The sequence below is a fragment of the Ramlibacter sp. genome, from assembly GCF_035706265.1.
Classification (GTDB): Bacteria; Pseudomonadota; Gammaproteobacteria; order Burkholderiales; family Burkholderiaceae_C; genus Ramlibacter.
In genome coordinates, this window is the sequence record NZ_DASSVG010000278.1 from 1 (window position 1) to 17726 (window position 17726).

The 17726-nt window shown below is 69.7% G+C and carries 18 protein-coding genes and 1 tRNA gene; 8 read left to right on the forward strand and 11 right to left on the reverse strand.

Going from position 1 to position 17726, the window contains the following annotated elements:
- The 4 genes from VFM98_RS10225 to VFM98_RS10240 all read right to left on the reverse strand — a co-directional run.
- A partial coding sequence (locus VFM98_RS10225) for an alpha/beta hydrolase (RefSeq protein ID WP_325109821.1) occupies positions 1-612 on the reverse strand: 612 nt, incomplete at its 3' end.
- A 97-nt stretch (positions 613-709) separates the two neighbouring features.
- Positions 710-799, reverse strand: a tRNA-Ser gene (locus VFM98_RS10230).
- 49 nt (positions 800-848) lie between these two features.
- Positions 849-2258, reverse strand: a complete 1410-nt coding sequence (locus VFM98_RS10235) for a DUF5666 domain-containing protein (protein ID WP_325109822.1) — start codon at positions 2256-2258, stop codon at positions 849-851.
- Positions 2255-3154 (reverse strand): DUF6502 family protein, encoded by a 900-nt coding sequence (locus tag VFM98_RS10240; RefSeq protein WP_325109823.1) that lies wholly within the window; start codon positions 3152-3154, stop codon positions 2255-2257. The genes VFM98_RS10235 and VFM98_RS10240 overlap by 4 nt, the downstream gene beginning before the upstream one ends.
- A 146-nt stretch (positions 3155-3300) precedes the next feature.
- Here VFM98_RS10240 and VFM98_RS10245 point away from each other — a divergent pair, with 146 nt between their 5' ends.
- Positions 3301-5034: a DUF5666 domain-containing protein gene (locus VFM98_RS10245; protein ID WP_325109824.1), complete on the forward strand. Its 1734-nt coding sequence runs from the start codon at positions 3301-3303 to the stop codon at positions 5032-5034.
- 69 nt (positions 5035-5103) lie between these two features.
- Here the strand turns inward: VFM98_RS10245 and hemW are convergent, their stop codons facing one another.
- The 5 genes from hemW to VFM98_RS10270 all read right to left on the reverse strand — a co-directional run bounded on the left by hemW (position 5104) and on the right by VFM98_RS10270 (position 9656).
- Positions 5104-6288, reverse strand: a complete 1185-nt coding sequence (hemW, locus tag VFM98_RS10250; RefSeq protein WP_325109825.1) for a radical SAM family heme chaperone HemW — start codon at positions 6286-6288, stop codon at positions 5104-5106.
- Entirely contained in the window at positions 6285-6890 is a 606-nt protein-coding gene (rdgB, locus tag VFM98_RS10255) for an RdgB/HAM1 family non-canonical purine NTP pyrophosphatase (protein WP_325109826.1), read from the reverse strand. Before rdgB ends, hemW begins: the two co-directional genes overlap by 4 nt.
- 2 nt (positions 6891-6892) lie before the next feature.
- A complete protein-coding gene (gene rph / locus VFM98_RS10260) occupies positions 6893-7615 on the reverse strand; it encodes a ribonuclease PH (RefSeq protein WP_325109827.1) in 723 nt (240 codons plus the stop codon).
- Positions 7616-7761: 146 nt separating this feature from the next.
- Entirely contained in the window at positions 7762-8664 is a 903-nt protein-coding gene (locus tag VFM98_RS10265) for a PP2C family protein-serine/threonine phosphatase (RefSeq protein WP_325109828.1), read from the reverse strand.
- A complete protein-coding gene (locus VFM98_RS10270) occupies positions 8661-9656 on the reverse strand; it encodes a serine/threonine protein kinase (protein ID WP_201690811.1) in 996 nt (331 codons plus the stop codon). The genes VFM98_RS10265 and VFM98_RS10270 overlap by 4 nt, the downstream gene beginning before the upstream one ends.
- A gap of 79 nt (positions 9657-9735) precedes the next feature.
- Between VFM98_RS10270 and VFM98_RS10275 the strand changes: the two genes are divergently transcribed.
- The 4 genes from VFM98_RS10275 to VFM98_RS10290 all read left to right on the forward strand — a co-directional run bounded on the left by VFM98_RS10275 (position 9736) and on the right by VFM98_RS10290 (position 13975).
- A complete protein-coding gene (locus tag VFM98_RS10275) occupies positions 9736-10656 on the forward strand; it encodes a YicC/YloC family endoribonuclease (RefSeq protein ID WP_325109829.1) in 921 nt (306 codons plus the stop codon).
- A gap of 40 nt (positions 10657-10696) precedes the next feature.
- Entirely contained in the window at positions 10697-11317 is a 621-nt protein-coding gene (gene gmk, locus VFM98_RS10280) for a guanylate kinase (RefSeq protein WP_325109830.1), read from the forward strand.
- Positions 11318-11332: 15 nt separating this feature from the next.
- Positions 11333-11536 carry a DNA-directed RNA polymerase subunit omega gene (rpoZ, locus tag VFM98_RS10285; RefSeq protein ID WP_077592946.1) on the forward strand — a complete coding sequence of 68 codons (204 nt, stop codon included), beginning with the start codon at positions 11333-11335 and terminating at the stop codon, positions 11534-11536.
- A 162-nt stretch (positions 11537-11698) separates the two neighbouring features.
- On the forward strand, positions 11699-13975 hold the full coding sequence (locus VFM98_RS10290; RefSeq protein ID WP_325109831.1) for a bifunctional (p)ppGpp synthetase/guanosine-3',5'-bis(diphosphate) 3'-pyrophosphohydrolase: 2277 nt from the start codon (positions 11699-11701) through the stop codon (positions 13973-13975).
- A 3-nt stretch (positions 13976-13978) separates the two neighbouring features.
- Here VFM98_RS10290 and greB read toward each other — a convergent pair whose 3' ends face one another.
- On the reverse strand, positions 13979-14551 hold the full coding sequence (greB, locus tag VFM98_RS10295; protein WP_325109832.1) for a transcription elongation factor GreB: 573 nt from the start codon (positions 14549-14551) through the stop codon (positions 13979-13981).
- A gap of 181 nt (positions 14552-14732) precedes the next feature.
- On the opposite strand from greB, the gene VFM98_RS10300 reads away from it, so the two are divergent.
- The 3 genes from VFM98_RS10300 to VFM98_RS10310 all read left to right on the forward strand — a co-directional run bounded on the left by VFM98_RS10300 (position 14733) and on the right by VFM98_RS10310 (position 16776).
- A complete protein-coding gene (locus VFM98_RS10300) occupies positions 14733-15161 on the forward strand; it encodes a hypothetical protein (protein ID WP_325109834.1) in 429 nt (142 codons plus the stop codon).
- 127 nt (positions 15162-15288) lie between these two features.
- Entirely contained in the window at positions 15289-15531 is a 243-nt protein-coding gene (locus VFM98_RS10305; RefSeq protein ID WP_325109835.1) for a hypothetical protein, read from the forward strand.
- A gap of 105 nt (positions 15532-15636) precedes the next feature.
- On the forward strand, positions 15637-16776 hold the full coding sequence (locus tag VFM98_RS10310; protein WP_325109836.1) for a DNA topoisomerase IB: 1140 nt from the start codon (positions 15637-15639) through the stop codon (positions 16774-16776).
- A 61-nt stretch (positions 16777-16837) separates the two neighbouring features.
- Here VFM98_RS10310 and VFM98_RS10315 read toward each other — a convergent pair.
- On the reverse strand, positions 16838-17726 hold an 889-nt coding region (locus tag VFM98_RS10315; protein WP_325109837.1), incomplete at its 5' end, for an amylo-alpha-1,6-glucosidase.

Below are 17726 nucleotides of genomic sequence, written 5' to 3' on the forward strand. Positions count from 1 at the left end.
CTGCAGGCGGGGGAGTTCGGCCCGGAAGTCCGACAGGAAGGTGACCCGCGCGAACTGCCTGGCGATGTCCGGGTCGGTGCGGCAGAAGCTGTTGGTCAGTTCGACGGCGAGCTCCGGCTGGTCCGGCGCGCCCATGATCGCCGGCGCCATGTTGCTGGACCAGCCGAGATAGTTCGAGTCCATGGTGTGCAGCAGCGCCTCGATGTCCGCGCGGCTGAAGCCGCCGACGTAGTCGCCGTCGTTGATGTAGCACGGCGAAGGCCCGACCATCACCTGCGCCAGGAACTGGTCCGGGCATTGCAGGTTGGCCAGCAGGCCGATCATGGCGCTGACCGAATGGCCGACGCAGATGGCGGGGGCGCTCGTCACCGCGGCCAGCACCTCGCACAGGTCGCTGGCGTAGCCGTGCAGGCTGGCGTACTTGCCGCGGTCATAGGCGGAGAGATCCGACTGGCCGCTGCCCACCAGGTCCAGCAGGATGCAGGTGTGGGTCTCGGCGAAATGCGGCGCCAGCAGGCGCCACATGTTCTGGTCGCAACCGAAACCGTGGACGAAGACCATCGGCGGGCCTTCGCCGTGCACGTGGACGTTGTTGCGCTGCAGAACCGACATCCGTGATCCATCCCTTCGACGGCCCCGACGACGGGCCGAAGCGACGGATTCTGTCTGGGCCGCTTGCGGCCGCGTGTAGGACGGGACGGACGCCCGGTGGCGGAAGCGGCGAGATTCGAACTCGCGGACGCCTTGCGGCGTCGCCGGTTTTCAAGACCGGTGCATTCAACCGCTCTGCCACGCTTCCGGAAGGCGCGATTTTAAGTCGCGCGGGCGCCCGCCGCGGCCAGGGGCCTTCAGCGGTCGCCGTCGTCGCCGCCCGAATGGTCGGGCCGGAACTCGCGCACCTGCAGCCGGCTGCCGTCCCAGTAGCCCTCCACGCGCAACGTGGCGCCGACTGCGGGCAAGGGCGGCTTGGCCGGCAGCAGGAGGTCGAACACGCGGCCGTCGCGCACCAGCAGGCGCGCGGTGCGGCTGGCGGCATCGACGGACTGCAGTGTGCCGCTCAACTCCAGCACCGCCCGCTCCGGCGGCTCGCCGGGGATGGTGACGCGGCTGGCGGCGACGCCGGAGGCGCGCTGCCGGCCCTGCACCTCCACGAAGGTGCCCACGGCGAGGCTGGCGGCATTGCCGCCCACGAACTCGGCCGCCGAGGCATCCACGGCCTGGCCGCGCACCACGAAGCTGCCCGTGCCGTCGACGGCGGTGATCGATCCGCGCAGTTGCGCCCGGCGCCCGCCCTGCGGCAGCGGCTCGATGCGCGCCGCTTCCGCGCGCCGGCTGTCGTTGCCGCGCGAACGCGCCTGCACGGTGAGGTAGCTGCCTTCGCGCACGGCGTCGCGCTCGCCTTGTGCCAGCGCCGACAGGTCGACCTCCACGCCCTGCACCACCGCGCGGCCATCGGAACGCAAATGCACCGCCCCGCTCACGCGCAGCGACGCCGTGGCCGCAGCCGGCGCCAGCAGCGCCACGGCGGAGGCCTGCCAGCGCGCCGGCAGCTGCGCCGTCCACGGCACGACGGCGATCACCGCCGTGCCCGCTTCCAGCGCCGGCACGCCGGTGGCGCCCGCGGTGTCGAGAGGTCGGCCCGCCAGCAGCAGCGTGCCGCCGCTGCCCTGCTGCAGCGTGCCCGTGACGCGCGCAGGCAGCGCCCCCACCGCGGCCAGCTTCTCGACCCGGGTGGCACGCAGCAGCTCGGGGCTGCCATTGCCGGCCTGCAGCACGCCGTAGACCTGCACCGGGTCGCCGGCCTGCATGTCGGACAGGCTGGCGAAGCCGGCGAACACCGTCACCGGTCCGCGCTCCGGGTCGGCGTTGATCGCCACCGGCTGGCCCCAGACGCTGAAGCGGCCGGCGGACGCGTTCACGGCCGCGGCGGCCCCTACCAGCTGCGAGGCGATGCGCACGCGCGCCGGCGTGCCGGCCGCATCGAGCTCGAGGTAGGCGTACTGGCCGATGTGCAGGTCGGCCAGGGCCAGGGCGGTGCTGTCCACCAGGCCGGGCCGGCTTTCCAGCACGGCCTGGCTCTCGTCGAAGCGCGTGTCTTCCACCACCACGCTGCCCAGGCCAGTGACGGTGCCGGCGATGATGCCGGTGCCGCCCGTGCCGACGCCGCCCCCGCCGTTGCCCGCGACGTCGGCGCCGCCCCCGCAGGACAGCAGCAACAGCGTCAACATCGACGCCAGCAGGCAGTGCAGCGGCTTCATGGTTCTGGATCCCCTGGAGGTACTTCTGGCGGGGCCGGCGGTGCCGGCTCCCAGGGGCCGGACCAGAAGTAGCTGCCGAAGCGCACGCGCGTGCGTGCCTGCGGGCTGTCCTGGTCGGCCTCGTAGAGGCGCGAGGCCTCCTCGATCATCTCGCCGCGCATGCGCAGCCACAGTTGCCGTGCGAGCGCCTGCAGCCGCTCGGCCGAGGCGGGCGTGATGCCGGCCGCGAACACGCTCTGTTCCAGCGTCGGCGGCGCCCCCAGCACGTTGGAGACGGCGGCGCTGGCGTGGTCGGCCAGGTTGGCCGCCAGCAGCTCGAGGGCCTCGCGCGAGCCGGCCGGCGGCACGAAGTCGGCGCCCGGCACGACGATCTCGCCGCCGTCCTGGATCTCCACGCTGGCCACGCGCAGGCGGATCAGCTCCTGCAGCACGGTGAAGGGATGCACGTCCTGCGTGACGGAACGCACCAGCGCCTCGAACGAAGGCGCTGGCCCCGCGCGGGGCAGCGCGCGCGGCCCGCCTTGCTCGCCGCCGTAGTCGGCGTCCGTGATCCAGCGCGCGAACACGCGGGCGCTGAGCGCCACCGGGCGGGCCGCACCGGGCGGGCGGCCGCTCTCGCGCCACTGGCGCACGTCCTTGCGGTGCACGCCGCTCAGGAGGCTGATGGCCGAATCGGTGGTGGCGTGGCCGGCCCGCTGGATCTCCGCCGCGGCCTCCTCGATGAACAGCGTCTTCAGTTCGGCGGCGAGGCGCGGGTAGTCGATGCCACTTCGCAACAGCAAGTGGATGGCCGGCCGCAGCACGGCCGCCACCGCCTGCGCCACGTCATCGGGTGGCAGGGGCGGCAGCGCGGGGCCGGGCGCCTCCAGCGGAGCGATCTTGGGCTTGCGTGGCATGGCGGTCTGCGGGGCCGCACCAGCATACGGCCCTGCACGTTCTTGCGAATGGTAACTCGCGCTTTTATTGCATGGTATTTTTTCCCATGCAATTCTCCGTGGCCGAACGCGGGAGGTCTCCGCGTCGAGAAACAGGAGAGATGCACATGAAGAAACTCGAAGTCCGGGCCTGGGCCCAGCGGCACCTGCTGCCGCTCGGCCTGGCCATGGCCGTCGCGGTGGGGCTCGCCGCCTGCGGCGGTGGTGGTGGTGGCGGCGGCGAGGGGGGCGGCGGCGGCGCGGGCCCCGTCACCTCGGACGGCTCCGTCATGTCCTCCGGCGTGATCACGGCCTTCGGCAGCGTGTTCGTCAACGGGCACCGCTTCCACACCGACCGGGCGCGCGTGATCGACGACGACACCGATGCGGTCACCCGCGGCTCCTCCGGGCTCGAAGTGGGCATGGTGGTGGACGTCAAGCACCACGGCCGCGGCAACGACGACGAGGCGGACGCCGACGAACTGCACGTCCATCCGCTGGCGCGCGGCTTCGTCGACGCCATCGACGACGCCGCCGCCACGCTGACCGTCATGGGCCAGCAGGTGCAACTCACCTCCGGCACCAGCTTCAGCGACCGCCGCGCCTGCGTTTCGGCCGTCACCTCGCCCTGCCCCGCGATCACCAACCTCGACGGACTGGTCGCCACCACCGTGAGCGGCACCCCGACCAGCACGGTCACGCCCGGCAACTACGTGACGGTGCACGGCTTCCTGTTCGACGGCGCCAGCACCGACGTGATCGCCACGCTGGTCTCCGTGTCCGACGCGCCCACCGGCCGCTCGCGCGCCAACTTCAAGGCCGAAGGCGTGGCCACCGTCGACGCCAGCGGCGTGAGCATCAACGGCCTGAAGCTGGACCTGTCCCAGGCCACTTGCCGCGCGCGCGGGCGCACCGTCGACTGCGCCGGCGCCTTCGCCGATGGGGACGTCGTCTCCGCCGGCGCAGCCGCAGCCCCGACCCTGCCGGCCACCGTGCTGGTGGCGGACTTCGCCCGCAAGGCCAACAAGCTGCCGGTGGAGGAAGCCGGTGCCATCGTGGAAGTGGAAGGCATCGTGTCCGCCGTCAGCGGGACCTCCACCTTCACCGTGCGCGGCGTGGCGATCGACGCCTCCGGCCTGCCCGCGGGCACGACGCTGCCCAAGGTGGGCGACGAGGTGCGCGTGCTGGGCACGCTCTCGGCCGACGGCACCACCGTGCAGGCCACCAGCCTGCGCATCGAGGACGAGGCCGACGAAGCCAAGTTCGCGCTCAAGGGCCAGGCCGGCACGGTGACGCCCACCGGCACCGACACCTTCACGGTCTCGGTGCTGGGCCAGGACGTGATCGTCAACGCCAGGACGCGCCTGAAGGACGTGTCGATCAAGGGCTGGGAGCGGCGCGATCCGACCGCGACGCCCTTCAACATCACGACCTTCCAGACCTACCTGGCCGCCAGCGTGTCCAAGACCGTGCTGGTGATCGCCGAGCAGGGCGCGGGCGGCACGCTGGTGGCCAAGTCGCTGACCATCCTGCCGGCCTCCACGGTGGCCGCGATCTCGGGCCCGGTGGACGCCACCCCGGCACCCGTGAACAGCACCGTGAGCGGCACGCCCACCGTGTTCTTCGTGCACGGCGTGCAGGTGAGCGCCGATCCGGCCGCGATCAAGATGGTGCGCAGGCACGGCCGGGCGCCGACGAGCATCGCCCCGGGACACCAGGTGGTCGTGGTGGGCACGCTCACCGGCACGACCATCGTGGTGGGACCGGATCCCGCCGGCAACAACCGGGTCCTCAACCTGGGCGTGCTGCGCGACGACGACGATGACGACCACCACCAGGGCCGCAACCGCGGCATGTTCTGACCCTCGGGTCCGCCCGGCCTGCAAGCCGGGCGGGGTCTCTTGCCAGGCCCTTCGGGGCCTGCTTTTTTTCTACTTCAGGAACAGCGCCTGCAGGTCCGAGAGGAAGTCGAAGCCGCGCTCGGTGGGCTTCACGTGCACGAGGTCCCGTTCGACCAGGCCCTTGGCCTGCGCCTCGCGCAGCGGCTGCTCGATCGCCGATAGCGGAAGGCCGGTGCGCTCGACGAAGTCCTGCAGCGCGAAACCGTCCTTCAGCCGCAGGGCATTGAGCATGAACTCGAAAGGCAGGTCGGCACGGGCCACGTCCTCGTCCTGCGCCAGTGCGTCGCCGGCCAGGGCGCCGTCCATGTACAGCCGCGGCTCGCGCTTGCGCACCTGGCGCACCACCCGGTTCGGGAAACTGAGCTTGCTGTGGGCCCCGGCCCCGATGCCCAGGTAGTCGCCGAAGGTCCAGTAGTTGAAGTTGTGCCAGCAGCGGTGGCCCGGCTTGGCGTACGCGGAGACCTCGTAGCGCTCCAGGCCGGCCGCGGTGGTCATCTCGGTGATGCGATCCAGCATCGCGTACGCCAGGTCGTCCGGTGGGGTCACCGGCGGGAACTTCGCGAAGTACGTGTTCGGCTCGATCGTGAGGTGGTAGATCGAGAGGTGCGGCGGCAGCAGCGCCAGCGCCTGCGTCACGTCCGCCTCCAGCTGCGCCAGCGTCTGGCCGGGCAGCGCGTACATCAGGTCCAGGTTGAAGGTCTCGAAGCTGGCCGCGGCCTCTTCCACCGCGGCGATGGCCTGGCGGCTGTCGTGCACGCGCCCGAGCGCGCGCAGCTTCTCGTCGTCGAAACTCTGCACGCCCACCGACAGGCGCGTGACGCCGGCGGCGCGGAAGGCCTTGAAGCGGTCCTTCTCGAAGGTGCCCCGATTGGCCTCCAGCGTGACCTCGCAATCGGGCACCAGGTTCAGGCGCGCGCGCACGTCGGAGACGAGCTGCGCGATGCCTTCCGGCGTGAACAGGCTGGGCGTGCCGCCGCCGATGAAGACGCTGTGCACCTGGCGGCCCCAGATCAGCGGCAGCGCGGCTTCGAGGTCGGCACGAAGCGCGGCGAGGTAGCGCTCCTGCGGCAGCTCGGAGACGCGCATCTCGTGCGAGTTGAAGTCGCAATAGGGGCACTTCTTCAGGCACCACGGCAGGTGCACGTAGAGCGACAGCGGCGGCAGCGCCGGCAGCTGCAGCATGCCGGGGCGCATGTAGTGGGCGACGTCCTTCATGCCAGCCAGCGTTCCCGGATCAGCTCCACCATCTGGCGCGCGGCCTGGCCGCGGTGGCTGTGGGCGTTCTTCACTTCCGGCGGCAGTTCGGCAAAGGTCTTCCCGAACGCGGGGATGAACATCACCGGGTCGAAGCCGAAGCCGTGCGCGCCGGTGGGCTGCTGCGCGATCTGGCCGACCGCGCGGCCCACCGCGATCAGCGGCTCGGGATCCTGCGGCGTGCGCACGGCCACCAGCGTGCTGACCAGCGCCGCGCGCCGGTTGGCGATGCCGCGCATCTGCTCCAGCAGCGCCTTGACGTTGTTCTCGTCGCCCTTGGGATAGCCGAACTGCGTGGCGTAGTACGCCGTGTCGACGCCCGGCAGGCCGCCGAAGGCATCGACGCACAGGCCGGCGTCGTCCGCGATCGCCGGCAGCCCGGTGTGCTGCGCCGCGTTGCGGGCCTTGGCCAGCGCGTTCTCCACGAAGGAGCGGTGCGGCTCCTCGGCCTCGGGCACGCCGAGATCGGCCTGGCGCACCAGCGTCAGGCCCAGCGGCGCGAACATGGCCTGCAGTTCGGCGAGCTTGCCCTTGTTGTTGGAGGCCAGGACGATCCGGTCCATCGTCACCTTCCCAGCGCCTGGCGCTGCAGGCCGACCAGTTCGCCGATGCCCTTCTCGGCCAGCCGCAGCAATTCGTCCATCTCGGCGCGCGTGAATGCAGCGCCTTCGGCCGTGCCCTGCACTTCCACGTAGTGGCCGGCGCCGGTCATCACGACGTTCATGTCGGTGTCGCAGGCGACGTCCTCCACGTATTCCAGGTCCAGCAGCGGCGTGCCTTCCACGATGCCGACCGAGATGGCGGCGACCGGGCCGGTGACCGGCGATTCCTTGAGGGCGCCGCTGGCGAGGAGCTTGTCGACCGCGTCCTGCGCCGCCACGAAGGCGCCGGTGATGGCCGCGGTGCGGGTGCCGCCGTCGGCCTGCAACACGTCGCAATCGAGCGTGATGGTGCGCTCGCCGAGCTTCTTGAGGTCGAACACCGCCCGCAGCGAGCGGCCGATCAGGCGCTGGATCTCCTGCGTGCGGCCGCTCTGCTTGCCGCGGGCCGCCTCGCGGTCGCCGCGGGTGTGGGTGGCGCGCGGCAGCATGCCGTATTCGGCCGTGACCCAGCCTTCGCCGCTGCCGCGCTTGTGCGGCGGCACCTTCTCCTCGACCGAGGCCGTGCACAGCACGCGCGTATTGCCGAACTCGATCAGGACGGAGCCTTCGGCATGGATGGTGAAGCCGCGCGTGATGCGCACAGGTCGGAGCTGGTCGGGCGCGCGGCCGCCGGGGCGTTGGAACATGGTCGTGTGAGGTGTGGCGAATGACGAAATGACTTCGCTTCGCGTCGATGACGGGATGAACGGCCCTGGGCCGGCACCCCGCATTTTGTCATTTCGTCATCCAGCCGCGCAGCGGCGGGGTCATACGCGGCAAAGCCGCGCAGTGATCAGGCCTTCTTCGCCGCCGAGCGCCGGATCGCCTCGTTGATCTCGGCGATCGAGCGTTCGATGGCCGCGTCGTCGAGATCGTCCACCAGCGTGTCGAGCACGCCGGCCTGGATGGTCGAGGCGAACACGCCGTCGCTGATGCTGTCGGTGGAGATGCCGCGGGTGGACTCGAAGGTGTCCGGCGTCTCCCACTCCAGCGCGATCACGGTCACGTTGTCGGAATGCTCGCCGCCGTTGCGCAGGGCGCTCTCCACCAGGTCCGGCACGGCCTCGGAGACCGGCTTGGCGCTCAGCTCGCGCACGATGTCCTTGTCCTCCAGGCTGCTCCACAGGCCGTCGGAGCACAGCAGGATCTTGTCGCCCTGCTGCAACTGCACCGGGCCGGTGACGTCGAACACCGGCTTGGTGGGCGAGCCGAGGCAGGTGAACAGGATGTTGCGGTTGATCCGGTCCATGCGGATCACGCCGGCGTTCTGCTGCTCGAGGTAGGAATGGTCGCGGGTGCGCGTGAGCAGCTCGCCGGCGCGCACGACGTAGAGCCGCGAATCGCCGCAGTGCACCCAGGTGGCGTGCGTGCCCTGGACGATGGCCGCCACCAGCGTGGTGCGCGGCGTGTCGAGCATGCCCTTCTCGCTCGCGTAGCGGATGATCTGGTGATGCGCCGCCATGAGGGCCACGGAGAGGAACTCGGCGACGTCCTGGACGGTCGGCCGGGCTTCCTTCTGGTACAGCGCGGAGATGGTCTGCAGCGCGAGCTGGGCGGCGACTTCGCCTTCCGGATGGCCGCCCATGCCGTCGGCCAGCAGGAACAGGCCCGACTCGCGCGTGTAGCAGTAACCCATGCGGTCTTCGTTCTTTTCGCGGCCGCCCTTGCGGCTGACCTGGAAGACCGAGAATTTCACTTTGTCTTGGCTCCGATGCCGGTGCGTTTCTTGGTGTCGCTGACCATGTTGTCGAATTGCAGCCGCATCTTCTCACCGACCGAGAGCTTCGTGTAGCGCCGCTCGCCCTCGCGGCTGAGCTCCTTCTGCAGCGCGAACACCGACTGCGGGCGCGACAGCGGATCGAGCGACATGCACCATTCGACCACCTCGATCAGGTTGTCGGAATAGACGCCGCGCAGGCGGGACAGCGCGAGCGACAGGCGGTCCTTTTCGAGCCGCTGGGGGGCGTCGTTGGGCGGATAGCCCTGCATGCAGGCGTAGATGCAGGCGCCGATCGCGTAGATGTCGGTCCACGGCCCCATGGAGGAATCGCGCCGGTACATCTCGGGCGCCGCGAAACCAGGGGTGTACATGGGCCGGATGAAGTTGCCTTCCTTGGACAGCACTTCGCGTGCCGCACCGAAGTCGATCATCACCGCGCGATTGTCGTCGGTGATGAAGATGTTGGCGGGCTTGATGTCCAGGTGCAACATCTTGTGCTGGTGCACGATGCGCAAGCCGCGCAGGATCTCGTCGAACAGCGAGCGGATGGTGGACTCGCGGAACACCTTCTGCTTCTTCAACTCGCGCGCGGTGATGATGAAATCCTGCAGGGTGGCCCCCTCCAGGTAGTTCATCACCATGTAGACGGTCTCGTTCTCGCGGAAGAAATTCAGCACGCTCACCACCGAGGAGTGGGAGATCTGCGCGAGCGAACGGCCTTCTTCGAAGAAGCTCTTGAGGCCCAGGCGGTACAGGGAGAGCTTCTCGGGCGCCACCTGTGGCAGCAGCTCGCCCGGAGGGCGCGTGGCCAGGGAGGACGGCAGGTATTCCTTGATCGCGACCTGCTGGCCCTCGTTGTCGACGGCGAGGTAGACGACGCCGAAGCCGCCTGCGGAAAGCTTGCGAACCACCCGGTAGCCACCGATCACGGTATCCGGCGGCAAGGGGGCCGGTTTGAGCTTTGACATAATTTGAAGATGGTTGGGGCCTGCCGCGGGCCCGATCGATCCTCGAAATCCCCGCAACGAACTTCAAAGACTCCTCTGCATGCCAGTTTACAGCATGACCGGCTACGCCTCGGCGCAGCACAGCCCGGGGGCCGCGCCGGCCGGCAATGAAGGCAGCAAGCCCGGCGCCGCCATGCGCCTGGGGCTGGAGATCCGCTCCGTCAACAGCCGCTTCCTCGACCTGTCGTTCCGGCTGTCCGAGGAACTGCGCGCCCATGAACCGGCCCTGCGCGAGCTGATCGCCGCCCGCGTCAAGCGCGGCAAGGTCGAAGTGCGGGCGGGCATCGAGGGCACCGGCGCGGAGACCGTGCGCGAGCCGAGCGTGCGCATGCTGCAGCGCCTGGAGTCCGTGCAGGACACGGTGCGCACCTGGCTGCCGGATGCGGCGGCCCTGTCGGTGGCCGAGATCCTGCGCCTCGCTTCGGCCGACGACGGCGGCAGCGTCGACTGGGACCAGCCGCTGCAGCAACTGGCCTCGCAGGCGCTGGGCGAACTGGTCGCGGCGCGCGAGCGCGAAGGCGCGCGCCTGGCGCAGATGCTGCTTGGGCACCTGCAGCAGCTGCGCGCGCTGGCGCAGCAAGCCCGCCCCCTGATCCCGCAGCTGGTGGAGCAGCAGCGCCAGCGCTTCCTGGAGCGCTGGAAGGAGGCGATGGCCCTCACCGAAGGCGCCGCCACGCCGGAGGCCGCGCAGGACCGAGCGCTCACCGAGGCGACGGCCTTCGCGATCCGCATCGACGTGGCCGAGGAACTCACGCGCCTGGCCGCCCACCTCGACGAGATCGAGCGCCTGGTGAACAAGGGCGGCGAGATCGGCAAGCGGCTGGACTTCCTGATCCAGGAGCTGCACCGCGAGGCCAACACGCTGGGCTCGAAGTCCGCCGCGCTGGAGTTGACCAGGATCTCGGTCGACATGAAGGTGCTGATCGAGCAGATGCGTGAGCAGGTGCAGAACCTCGAGTGAAGAACCAGGGCCCGCGGGCCGCGCCCCGGTAAACTCTCGCATGGACTATCCCGGCAACCTCTTCGTCGTTGCAGCCCCCAGCGGGGCCGGCAAATCCAGCCTGGTCAAGGCCCTGCTCGAACTCGATTCGCACGTCCTGCCCTCGGTCTCGCACACCACGCGCGCGCCGCGCGGGCAGGAGAAGCACGGGCGGGAATACTTCTTCGTCTCCGACGCCGAATTCGACCAGATGGTCCTGGGCGACGCCTTCGTGGAATGGGCCCACGTGCACGGCCGCCGCTACGGCACCTCCAAGCGCATGATCGAGGAGCGCATCGCCCACGGCCAGGACGTGATCCTGGAGATCGACTGGCAGGGCGCGCTGCAGATCAAGCGCATCTTCGCCAACGCGGTGCTGGTGTTCATCCTGCCTCCGAGCTGGGACGAGCTGCGCTCGCGGCTCGAGCGCCGCGGCGAGGACTCGGCCGAAGTCATCGAAACCCGACTGGCGAATGCGGCCACCGAGATGGCGCAGGCGAAAGAATTCGATTTCGTTATAATCAACGAGTTATTTGAGCGCGCGCTTTTCGACCTGAAAGCGATCGTGCATTCCCAGCGGCTGAAGTTCGTTTCCCAACGCCGCGCCCGCGCGGAAACCTTCACCGCCCTGGGGCTCACCTGAACACCGGAGAGAGAGATGGCCCGAATCACCGTCGAAGATTGCCTGGAGAAGATCCCGAACCGCTTCCAGCTGGTGCTGGCCGCGACCTACCGGGCCCGCATGCTGAGCCAGGGCCACGCGCCCAAGATCGAGAGCAAGAACAAGCCGGGCGTCACCGCCCTGCGCGAGATCGCCGAAGGCAAGATCGGCCTGGAGATGCTGAAGAAGGTCCCGGGCTGAGCCCCACCCGGCATCCCCGCGCAGGCGGGGACCAAGAACAGCCCGCGGAAGCGGGCTGTTTCGCTTTGGGGGCGCCGCGCTGGCCCTCCAATCCCGCCCTGGCGGGAATGCCGATTCCGGTAACCCGTCCCGCCGCTTTCCGCAGCTTGCTACATTAGGGCCATGAGCGCGGTGCTCCCGTCGACCACGGGCAAACGGCCCAGCAGTCCGATCCTCCCCTCCCCTGCCGCAGCGAACGCCGCCGCGGCAAGCTTTGCCGCTCTCACCGCGCGCCTGGATTACCTCGACCCGGCCGAGGTCGACCTGGTCCGCAAGGCGTACCGCTACGCCGACGAGGCCCACCTGGGCCAGATGCGCGCCAGCGGCGAGCCCTACATCACCCACCCGATCGCCGTGGCGGCGCAGTGCGCCGAATGGAAGCTGGACGCCCAGGCCCTCATGGCGGCGCTGCTGCACGACGCCATGGAAGACTGCGGCGTCACCAAACCGCAGCTGATCGAGCGCTTCGGGGTGGCCGTCGCCGACCTGGTCGACGGGCTCACCAAGCTGGACAAGCTGCAGTTCAACACCCGCGAAGAGACCCAGGCCGAGTCCTTCCGCAAGATGCTGCTGGCCATGGCGCGTGACGTGCGCGTCATCCTCGTCAAGCTGGCCGACCGCACCCACAACATGCGCACGCTGGAAGATGTGCCGCGCGAGAAGTGGAACCGCATCGCCGGCGAGACGCTGGACATCTACGCGCCGATCGCCCACCGCCTGGGCCTGAACAACACCTACCGCGAGCTGCAGGAACTTTCGTTCCGCTACCTCAAGCCCTGGCGCTACACGGTGCTGTCCAAGGCCGTGTCCAAGGCCCGCAGCCGCCGCCGCGACCTGATCCAGAAGGTGCACCGCGACGTCGAGAACGCCTTCGCCGCCGCCGGCCTGGAGGTGCGCATCGGCGGGCGCGAGAAGACGCTCTACTCCATCTACAAGAAGATGGACGAGAAGCACCTCTCCTTCGCCCAGGTCACCGACATCTACGGCTTCCGCATCATCGTGCCGACGGTGACGGACTGCTACACCGCCCTGGGCGTGCTGCACCAGCTGTACAAGCCGGTGCCGGGCCGCTTCAAGGACCACATCGCCATCCCCAAGATCAACGGCTACCAATCGCTGCACACCACGCTGGTCGGCCCCTCGGGGGTGAACGTCGAATTCCAGCTGCGCACCGAGGCCATGCACCTGGTGGCCGAGTCGGGCGTGGCGGCGCACTGGCTGTACAAGGCCAGCGTCCCGCAGGAAGAAAACACCGAGCGCCTGGGCACCAAGTGGCTGCAGTCGCTGCTGGACATCCAGAACGAGACGCGCGACGCCGCGGAGTTCTGGGACCACGTCAAGATCGACCTGTTCCCCGACGCTGTCTACGTCTTCACGCCCAAGAGCCAGATCCTGGCGCTGCCGCGCGGCGCCACGGTGGTCGACTTCGCCTACGCGATCCACTCCGACGTGGGCGACCACACGGTGGCCGCGCGCATCAACGGCGCCCAGGTGCCGCTGCGCTCCGAGCTGAAGAACGGCGACGTGGTCGAAGTGGTCACGGCGCCCGTCTCCACGCCCAACCCGGCCTGGCTCGGCTTCGTGCGCACCGGCCGCGCCCGCTCCAAGATCCGCCACCACCTCAAGACGCTGGCGCAGGCGGAGTCGCAGCAGCTGGGCGAAAAGCTGCTGGCGCAGGCGCTGCGCGCCGAGGGCATGGAGCGGCTGCCGGCGGACGACGAGACCTACCACCCGATCTGGGAGAAGCTGCTGCGCTTCACCGGCAACAAGAGCCGCGCCGAGCTGCTGACGGACCTGGGCCTGGGCAAGCGCATCGCGGGCATCGTGGCCAAGCGGCTCATGACGCTGCTCACCGAGCTGGGCGAGAAGCCCGACGCTCTCCTGATCAGCCGCGAGCGCTTCACGGCGCACGAGAACGTCTCGCAGGGCGGCCTGACGCTGGACGGCAGCGAGAACGCCTCGGTGCAGTTCGCCAGCTGCTGCCGCCCGGTGCCGGGCGATCCGATCCTGGGCTACCTCGGGCGCGGCGAAGGGCTCGTCGTGCACACCACCGACTGCGCCATCGCCAAGCGGCTGCAGAACAAGGATTCCGAGCGCTTCATCGGCGTCGAATGGGCCGACGAGCCGGTGCGCTCCTTCGAGACCGGCATCCTGGTCACGGTGGCCAACGGCAAGGGCGCGCTGGCGCGGGTGGCGGCCGCGCTCGCCAACGCCGAGGCCGACATCACGCACGTGGACATGGACGACGAGCGCGCGCAGGATGCCACCGACCTGCGCTTCGTCGTCTCGGTGCGCGACCGCGCGCACCTCGAGTCGGTGCTGCGCAACCTGAAGCGCACGCCCTCGGTGATGAACGCCCAGCGCATCCGCCCGGGCGGGACGGATCCGCGGCCGGTGTAAGGCTCAGTGCCTGATTGCTTCCGGCGCGGGATACTCGACCTTCAGCACCTCGACCTCCTTCGCCCCGGCGGGCGTGACCAGCTTCACCACGTCGCCCTCGCGCGCCTTCAGCAGGGCCCGCGCGATCGGCGAGATCCAGCTCACCTGGCCGTGGGCGCTGTCGGCCTCGTCGATGCCGAGGATGGTCACGGTGCGCTCCACGCCCGTGTCCTCCTCCGCGTACGTCACCGTGGCGCCGAAGAACACCTGGTCGTGGCCGTGGTGCAGCGAAGGATCGGTCACCTCCGCCACCTCGAGCCGCTTGGTCAGGAAGCGGATGCGGCGGTCGATCTCGCGCAGCCGCTTCTTGCCGTAGAGGTAGTCGCCGTTCTCCGAGCGGTCGCCGTTGCTCGCGGCCCAGTGGACCACGTCCACCACCTTGGGCCGCTCGTCGTCGATCAGCTGCAGCAGCTCGGCCCGCAGCCGCGCGTAGCCCTGCGGGGTGATGTAGTTCTTGCCGCCGGCCGGCAGCGGAGGCAGGCCGCCGCCTTCCTCGTCGTCTTCGCTGTCGGTTTCGCGCGTGAACGCCTTGCTCATGGCACCAAGGATAGCCCGCGAGGACAGCGCCGACGAAAAAATCAAGGGCCGTATTTCGCAAGGAGGGACTCCAGTTTTTGCGCGTTCGAGTTCAGGAAAGCGCGGCCCCTTCGTTCCTAGAATGGGCGTGCATCCCCCCAGGCCTGACTTGAGCCCACCGATCGCCACTGTCCTGTCGAGCATGCCCGCCGTCGCGCCGCCGCGCCGGCGGCCGCTGGTGGCCGTGCTGCCCTTCACCCCGGGCGCCGACGATGCGTCGCTGCGCTTGCTGGGCAACGACATCGCGGACCTGCTGCGCGAGCGCCTGGCGCAGGATCCGGCGCTGCAAGCGATCCTGATCAGCTCCGACTTCCTGGCCAAGGCACCCCCGCATGCCGTGGAACTGATCTGCCGCGAACTGCGCATCGGCCACCTGGTCTCCGGCCAGTGCCACGGCAGCGCCGGCCGGCCTTCGCTCTACGTGGAGCTGACCGACACGCGCGACTGGCACATCCGCTGGGCCCGTTTCTTCCGCGGCACGGCCTGTTCGCTGCTGTCCGAAGACGGCGCCGAGATGGGCCAGCTGGTCGCCAACCTGCGGCGCGAGCTGGTCGAGCAGCCGCGCCGCTAGCTGCCAGCCGCTAGCGCCTACTTCTCCCCCAAACGCGGGAAAGCCAGCCCGGCCTTCACCCCAATGGGTGATGTTGTCGCTCACGTGTCATCCATAGCATGGCCCTTCAGAGAGGACGGATATCCCCATGGCCAGCTACTTCGTCGCCTATGACGCGTCCCCCGTGGGGGAGGTCGCGGTGCATGACCGCACCCGCTGTCCGCCCGGCTGCTTCCTTGGCGAGGCCCTGACGGAGTACCTGGGCGAGTTCCTCGAGGCCACCCAGGCGGTGGCCGTGGCGCGCCTGCGCTATGGCCACGCGCGCGGCTGCCCCGCCTGCGAGCCCGCGCGCGTGCGCGCTTCCGTCCTGCCCTCCATCGCCTCCGCGTAAGCCGCCTGCGGCCGCACGCCCGGCCGTCCGCGGGGAAGCGTCGACCCCGTCCTACGTCAACAGTTCGAGCGCCGCTCCGATACTGGACGCGGCAGCCCGACCGACATGAAGGACACCGAAGCCCTCGCCCCCACCCCGGCCGACCCCAGGGAAGCGGCCGAATCGGCCGGCCTCGTCTACGTCACCGACGAGGAGCGTGGTATCCGGCGCGAGCGCAAGAACGAAGGCTTCGTCTACTACAGGCCCAATGGCGAGCCGCTGAAGGACGAGGCGACGCTGGAGCGCATCCGCAAGCTCGCGATTCCCCCGGCCTATACCGAGGTCTGGATCTGCCCCCGGGCCAACGGCCACCTGCAGGCCACCGGCCGCGACGCCCGCGGCCGCAAGCAGTATCGGTACCACCCGCAGTTCCGCGAATTGCGCGAGAGCACCAAGTACGAGCACATGCTCGACTTCGCCCGCGCCCTGCCCTCGATCCGCGCCACGCTCGCCAGCCACATGGCGCTGCGCGGCCTGCCGCGCGAGAAGGTGCTCGCCACGGTCGTGCACCTGCTGGAGACGACGCTGATCCGCGTCGGCAACGACGACTACGCGCGCGAGAACAGGAGCTACGGCCTGACCACCCTGCGCAACCCGCACGTGAAGGTGGAAGGCGCGCAACTGCGGTTCCAGTTCAAGGGCAAGAGCGGCAAGACCTGGCGGCTCCAGGTGAAGGACCGGCGCATCGCCAAGATCGTGCGCGCCTGCCAGGACCTTCCGGGGCAGCGCCTGTTCCAGTACCAGGACGAGAATGGCGAGATCCGCGAAGTGACCTCCGCCGACGTGAATGCCTACCTGAAGGAGGTCACCGGCAGCGACATCACGGCCAAGGACTTCCGCACCTGGGCCGGCACCGTGCTGGCGGCACTCGCGCTGCAGGAGTTCGAGGCCTTCGACACCAAGGCCACGCAGAAGAAGAACATCAAGCAGGCGATCGAGCGCGTGGTCGCGCGGCTGGGCAACACGCCGACGATCTGCCGCAAGTGCTACGTGCACCCGGAGGTGCTCAACGCCTATGTGGAAGGCAACCTGCTGCTGCGGATCAAGGGCGAGGTGGAGCAGGAGCTGCGCGAGGACATCGCCGCCCTGCGCCCCGAGGAGGCCGCCGTGCTGGCGATGCTGGAGGAGCGCCTGAAGCGCACGCTGGAAGATTCGCTGGCGCAAAGCCTGGCGGCGGTGAAGAAGGGCAAGGGCGCGGGCAAGTGACGAGCGTTGCTCCCTCCCCCTCCGGGGGAGGGCCGGGGTGAGGGCGCTCCGGGCGCCTCCATCACGCGTGCGCCACCGCCGGCGTCCACGACGAATCGATCGCTCCCTTCTCCGCCGCCTGCTGCTGCGCGGCCTCTTGCTGGCGCGCCCCGTGGCGCACCTTCACCAGGATGCGCAGCACCTCGGCGACGCTCCACGCCTGCGCCACGCAGCCGCGCGGCGTGAACGGCGGCTCGGCGTCGAAGATCTCGCTGATCGAGCCGATGCACGCTTCGCCCAGGTGGGCGGCGAAACCGTCGATCAGGTGCTCGATGCCGCGGTTGTCGTCCGGGTAGACCTTCAGCCAGGCGTCGGCGAAGGGGCCGGCCAGCCAGGCCCACACGGTGCCCTGGTGGTAGGCGGCGTCGCGCGCGCGCAGGTCGCCGTCGTAGTTGGACTTGTAATCGGGATGGCCGGGTGCCAGCGAGCGCAGGCCGACCGGCGTGACCAGCAGGCGCTGCGCCACGTCCAGCACCTCGCGCCAGCGCTGCGGATCGAGCACCGGGTTGGGCAGCGCGATCGCTAGCACCTGGTTGGGCCGGATCGCCGGATCGTCGCCGCCGCCCTCGGCGTCGACCACGTCGTAGAGGCAGCCGGTCTGCGGGTTCCAGAAGCGCTGGTTGAAGCTCTCGTAGACGCGTTGCGCATGCTGCGCCATCTGCTGCGCGTGCGCCTCGTCGCCCTCTTCGCGCAGCCAGCGCTCCAGCAGCCGCAGCGCGTTGTAGAACAGGGCGTTGAGCTCCACCGCCTTGCCGCGCCGCGGCGTCACCACCCAGCCTTCCACCTTGGCGTCCATCCAGGTGAGCTGGTAGCCCTCGGCGCCCTGCCGCAGCAGGCCGTCGCGCTGGTCCACGCCGATGTTGAAGCGCGTGCCGCGCAGGTGGTGCTCGATGATCGAGCAGAAGCAGGGA

Bases quoted from the DNA above. Each gene is read 5' to 3' on its own strand.
- VFM98_RS10270 (WP_201690811.1), bottom strand. From the start codon at position 9,656: ATGTCAAAGCTCAAACCGGCCCCCTTGCCGCCGGATACCGTGATCGGT.
- VFM98_RS10240 (WP_325109823.1), bottom strand. From the start codon at position 3,154: ATGCCACGCAAGCCCAAGATCGCTCCGCTGGAGGCGCCCGGCCCCGCG.
- greB (WP_325109832.1), bottom strand. From the start codon at position 14,551: ATGAGCAAGGCGTTCACGCGCGAAACCGACAGCGAAGACGACGAGGAA.
- VFM98_RS10290 (WP_325109831.1), top strand. From the start codon at position 11,699: ATGAGCGCGGTGCTCCCGTCGACCACGGGCAAACGGCCCAGCAGTCCG.
- rpoZ (WP_077592946.1), top strand. From the start codon at position 11,333: ATGGCCCGAATCACCGTCGAAGATTGCCTGGAGAAGATCCCGAACCGC.
- hemW (WP_325109825.1), bottom strand. From the start codon at position 6,288: ATGAAGGACGTCGCCCACTACATGCGCCCCGGCATGCTGCAGCTGCCG.
- rdgB (WP_325109826.1), bottom strand. From the start codon at position 6,890: ATGGACCGGATCGTCCTGGCCTCCAACAACAAGGGCAAGCTCGCCGAA.
- gmk (WP_325109830.1), top strand. From the start codon at position 10,697: ATGGACTATCCCGGCAACCTCTTCGTCGTTGCAGCCCCCAGCGGGGCC.
- VFM98_RS10235 (WP_325109822.1), bottom strand. From the start codon at position 2,258: ATGAAGCCGCTGCACTGCCTGCTGGCGTCGATGTTGACGCTGTTGCTG.
- rph (WP_325109827.1), bottom strand. From the start codon at position 7,615: ATGTTCCAACGCCCCGGCGGCCGCGCGCCCGACCAGCTCCGACCTGTG.
- VFM98_RS10305 (WP_325109835.1), top strand. From the start codon at position 15,289: ATGGCCAGCTACTTCGTCGCCTATGACGCGTCCCCCGTGGGGGAGGTC.
- VFM98_RS10310 (WP_325109836.1), top strand. From the start codon at position 15,637: ATGAAGGACACCGAAGCCCTCGCCCCCACCCCGGCCGACCCCAGGGAA.
- VFM98_RS10275 (WP_325109829.1), top strand. From the start codon at position 9,736: ATGCCAGTTTACAGCATGACCGGCTACGCCTCGGCGCAGCACAGCCCG.
- VFM98_RS10300 (WP_325109834.1), top strand. From the start codon at position 14,733: ATGCCCGCCGTCGCGCCGCCGCGCCGGCGGCCGCTGGTGGCCGTGCTG.
- VFM98_RS10245 (WP_325109824.1), top strand. From the start codon at position 3,301: ATGAAGAAACTCGAAGTCCGGGCCTGGGCCCAGCGGCACCTGCTGCCG.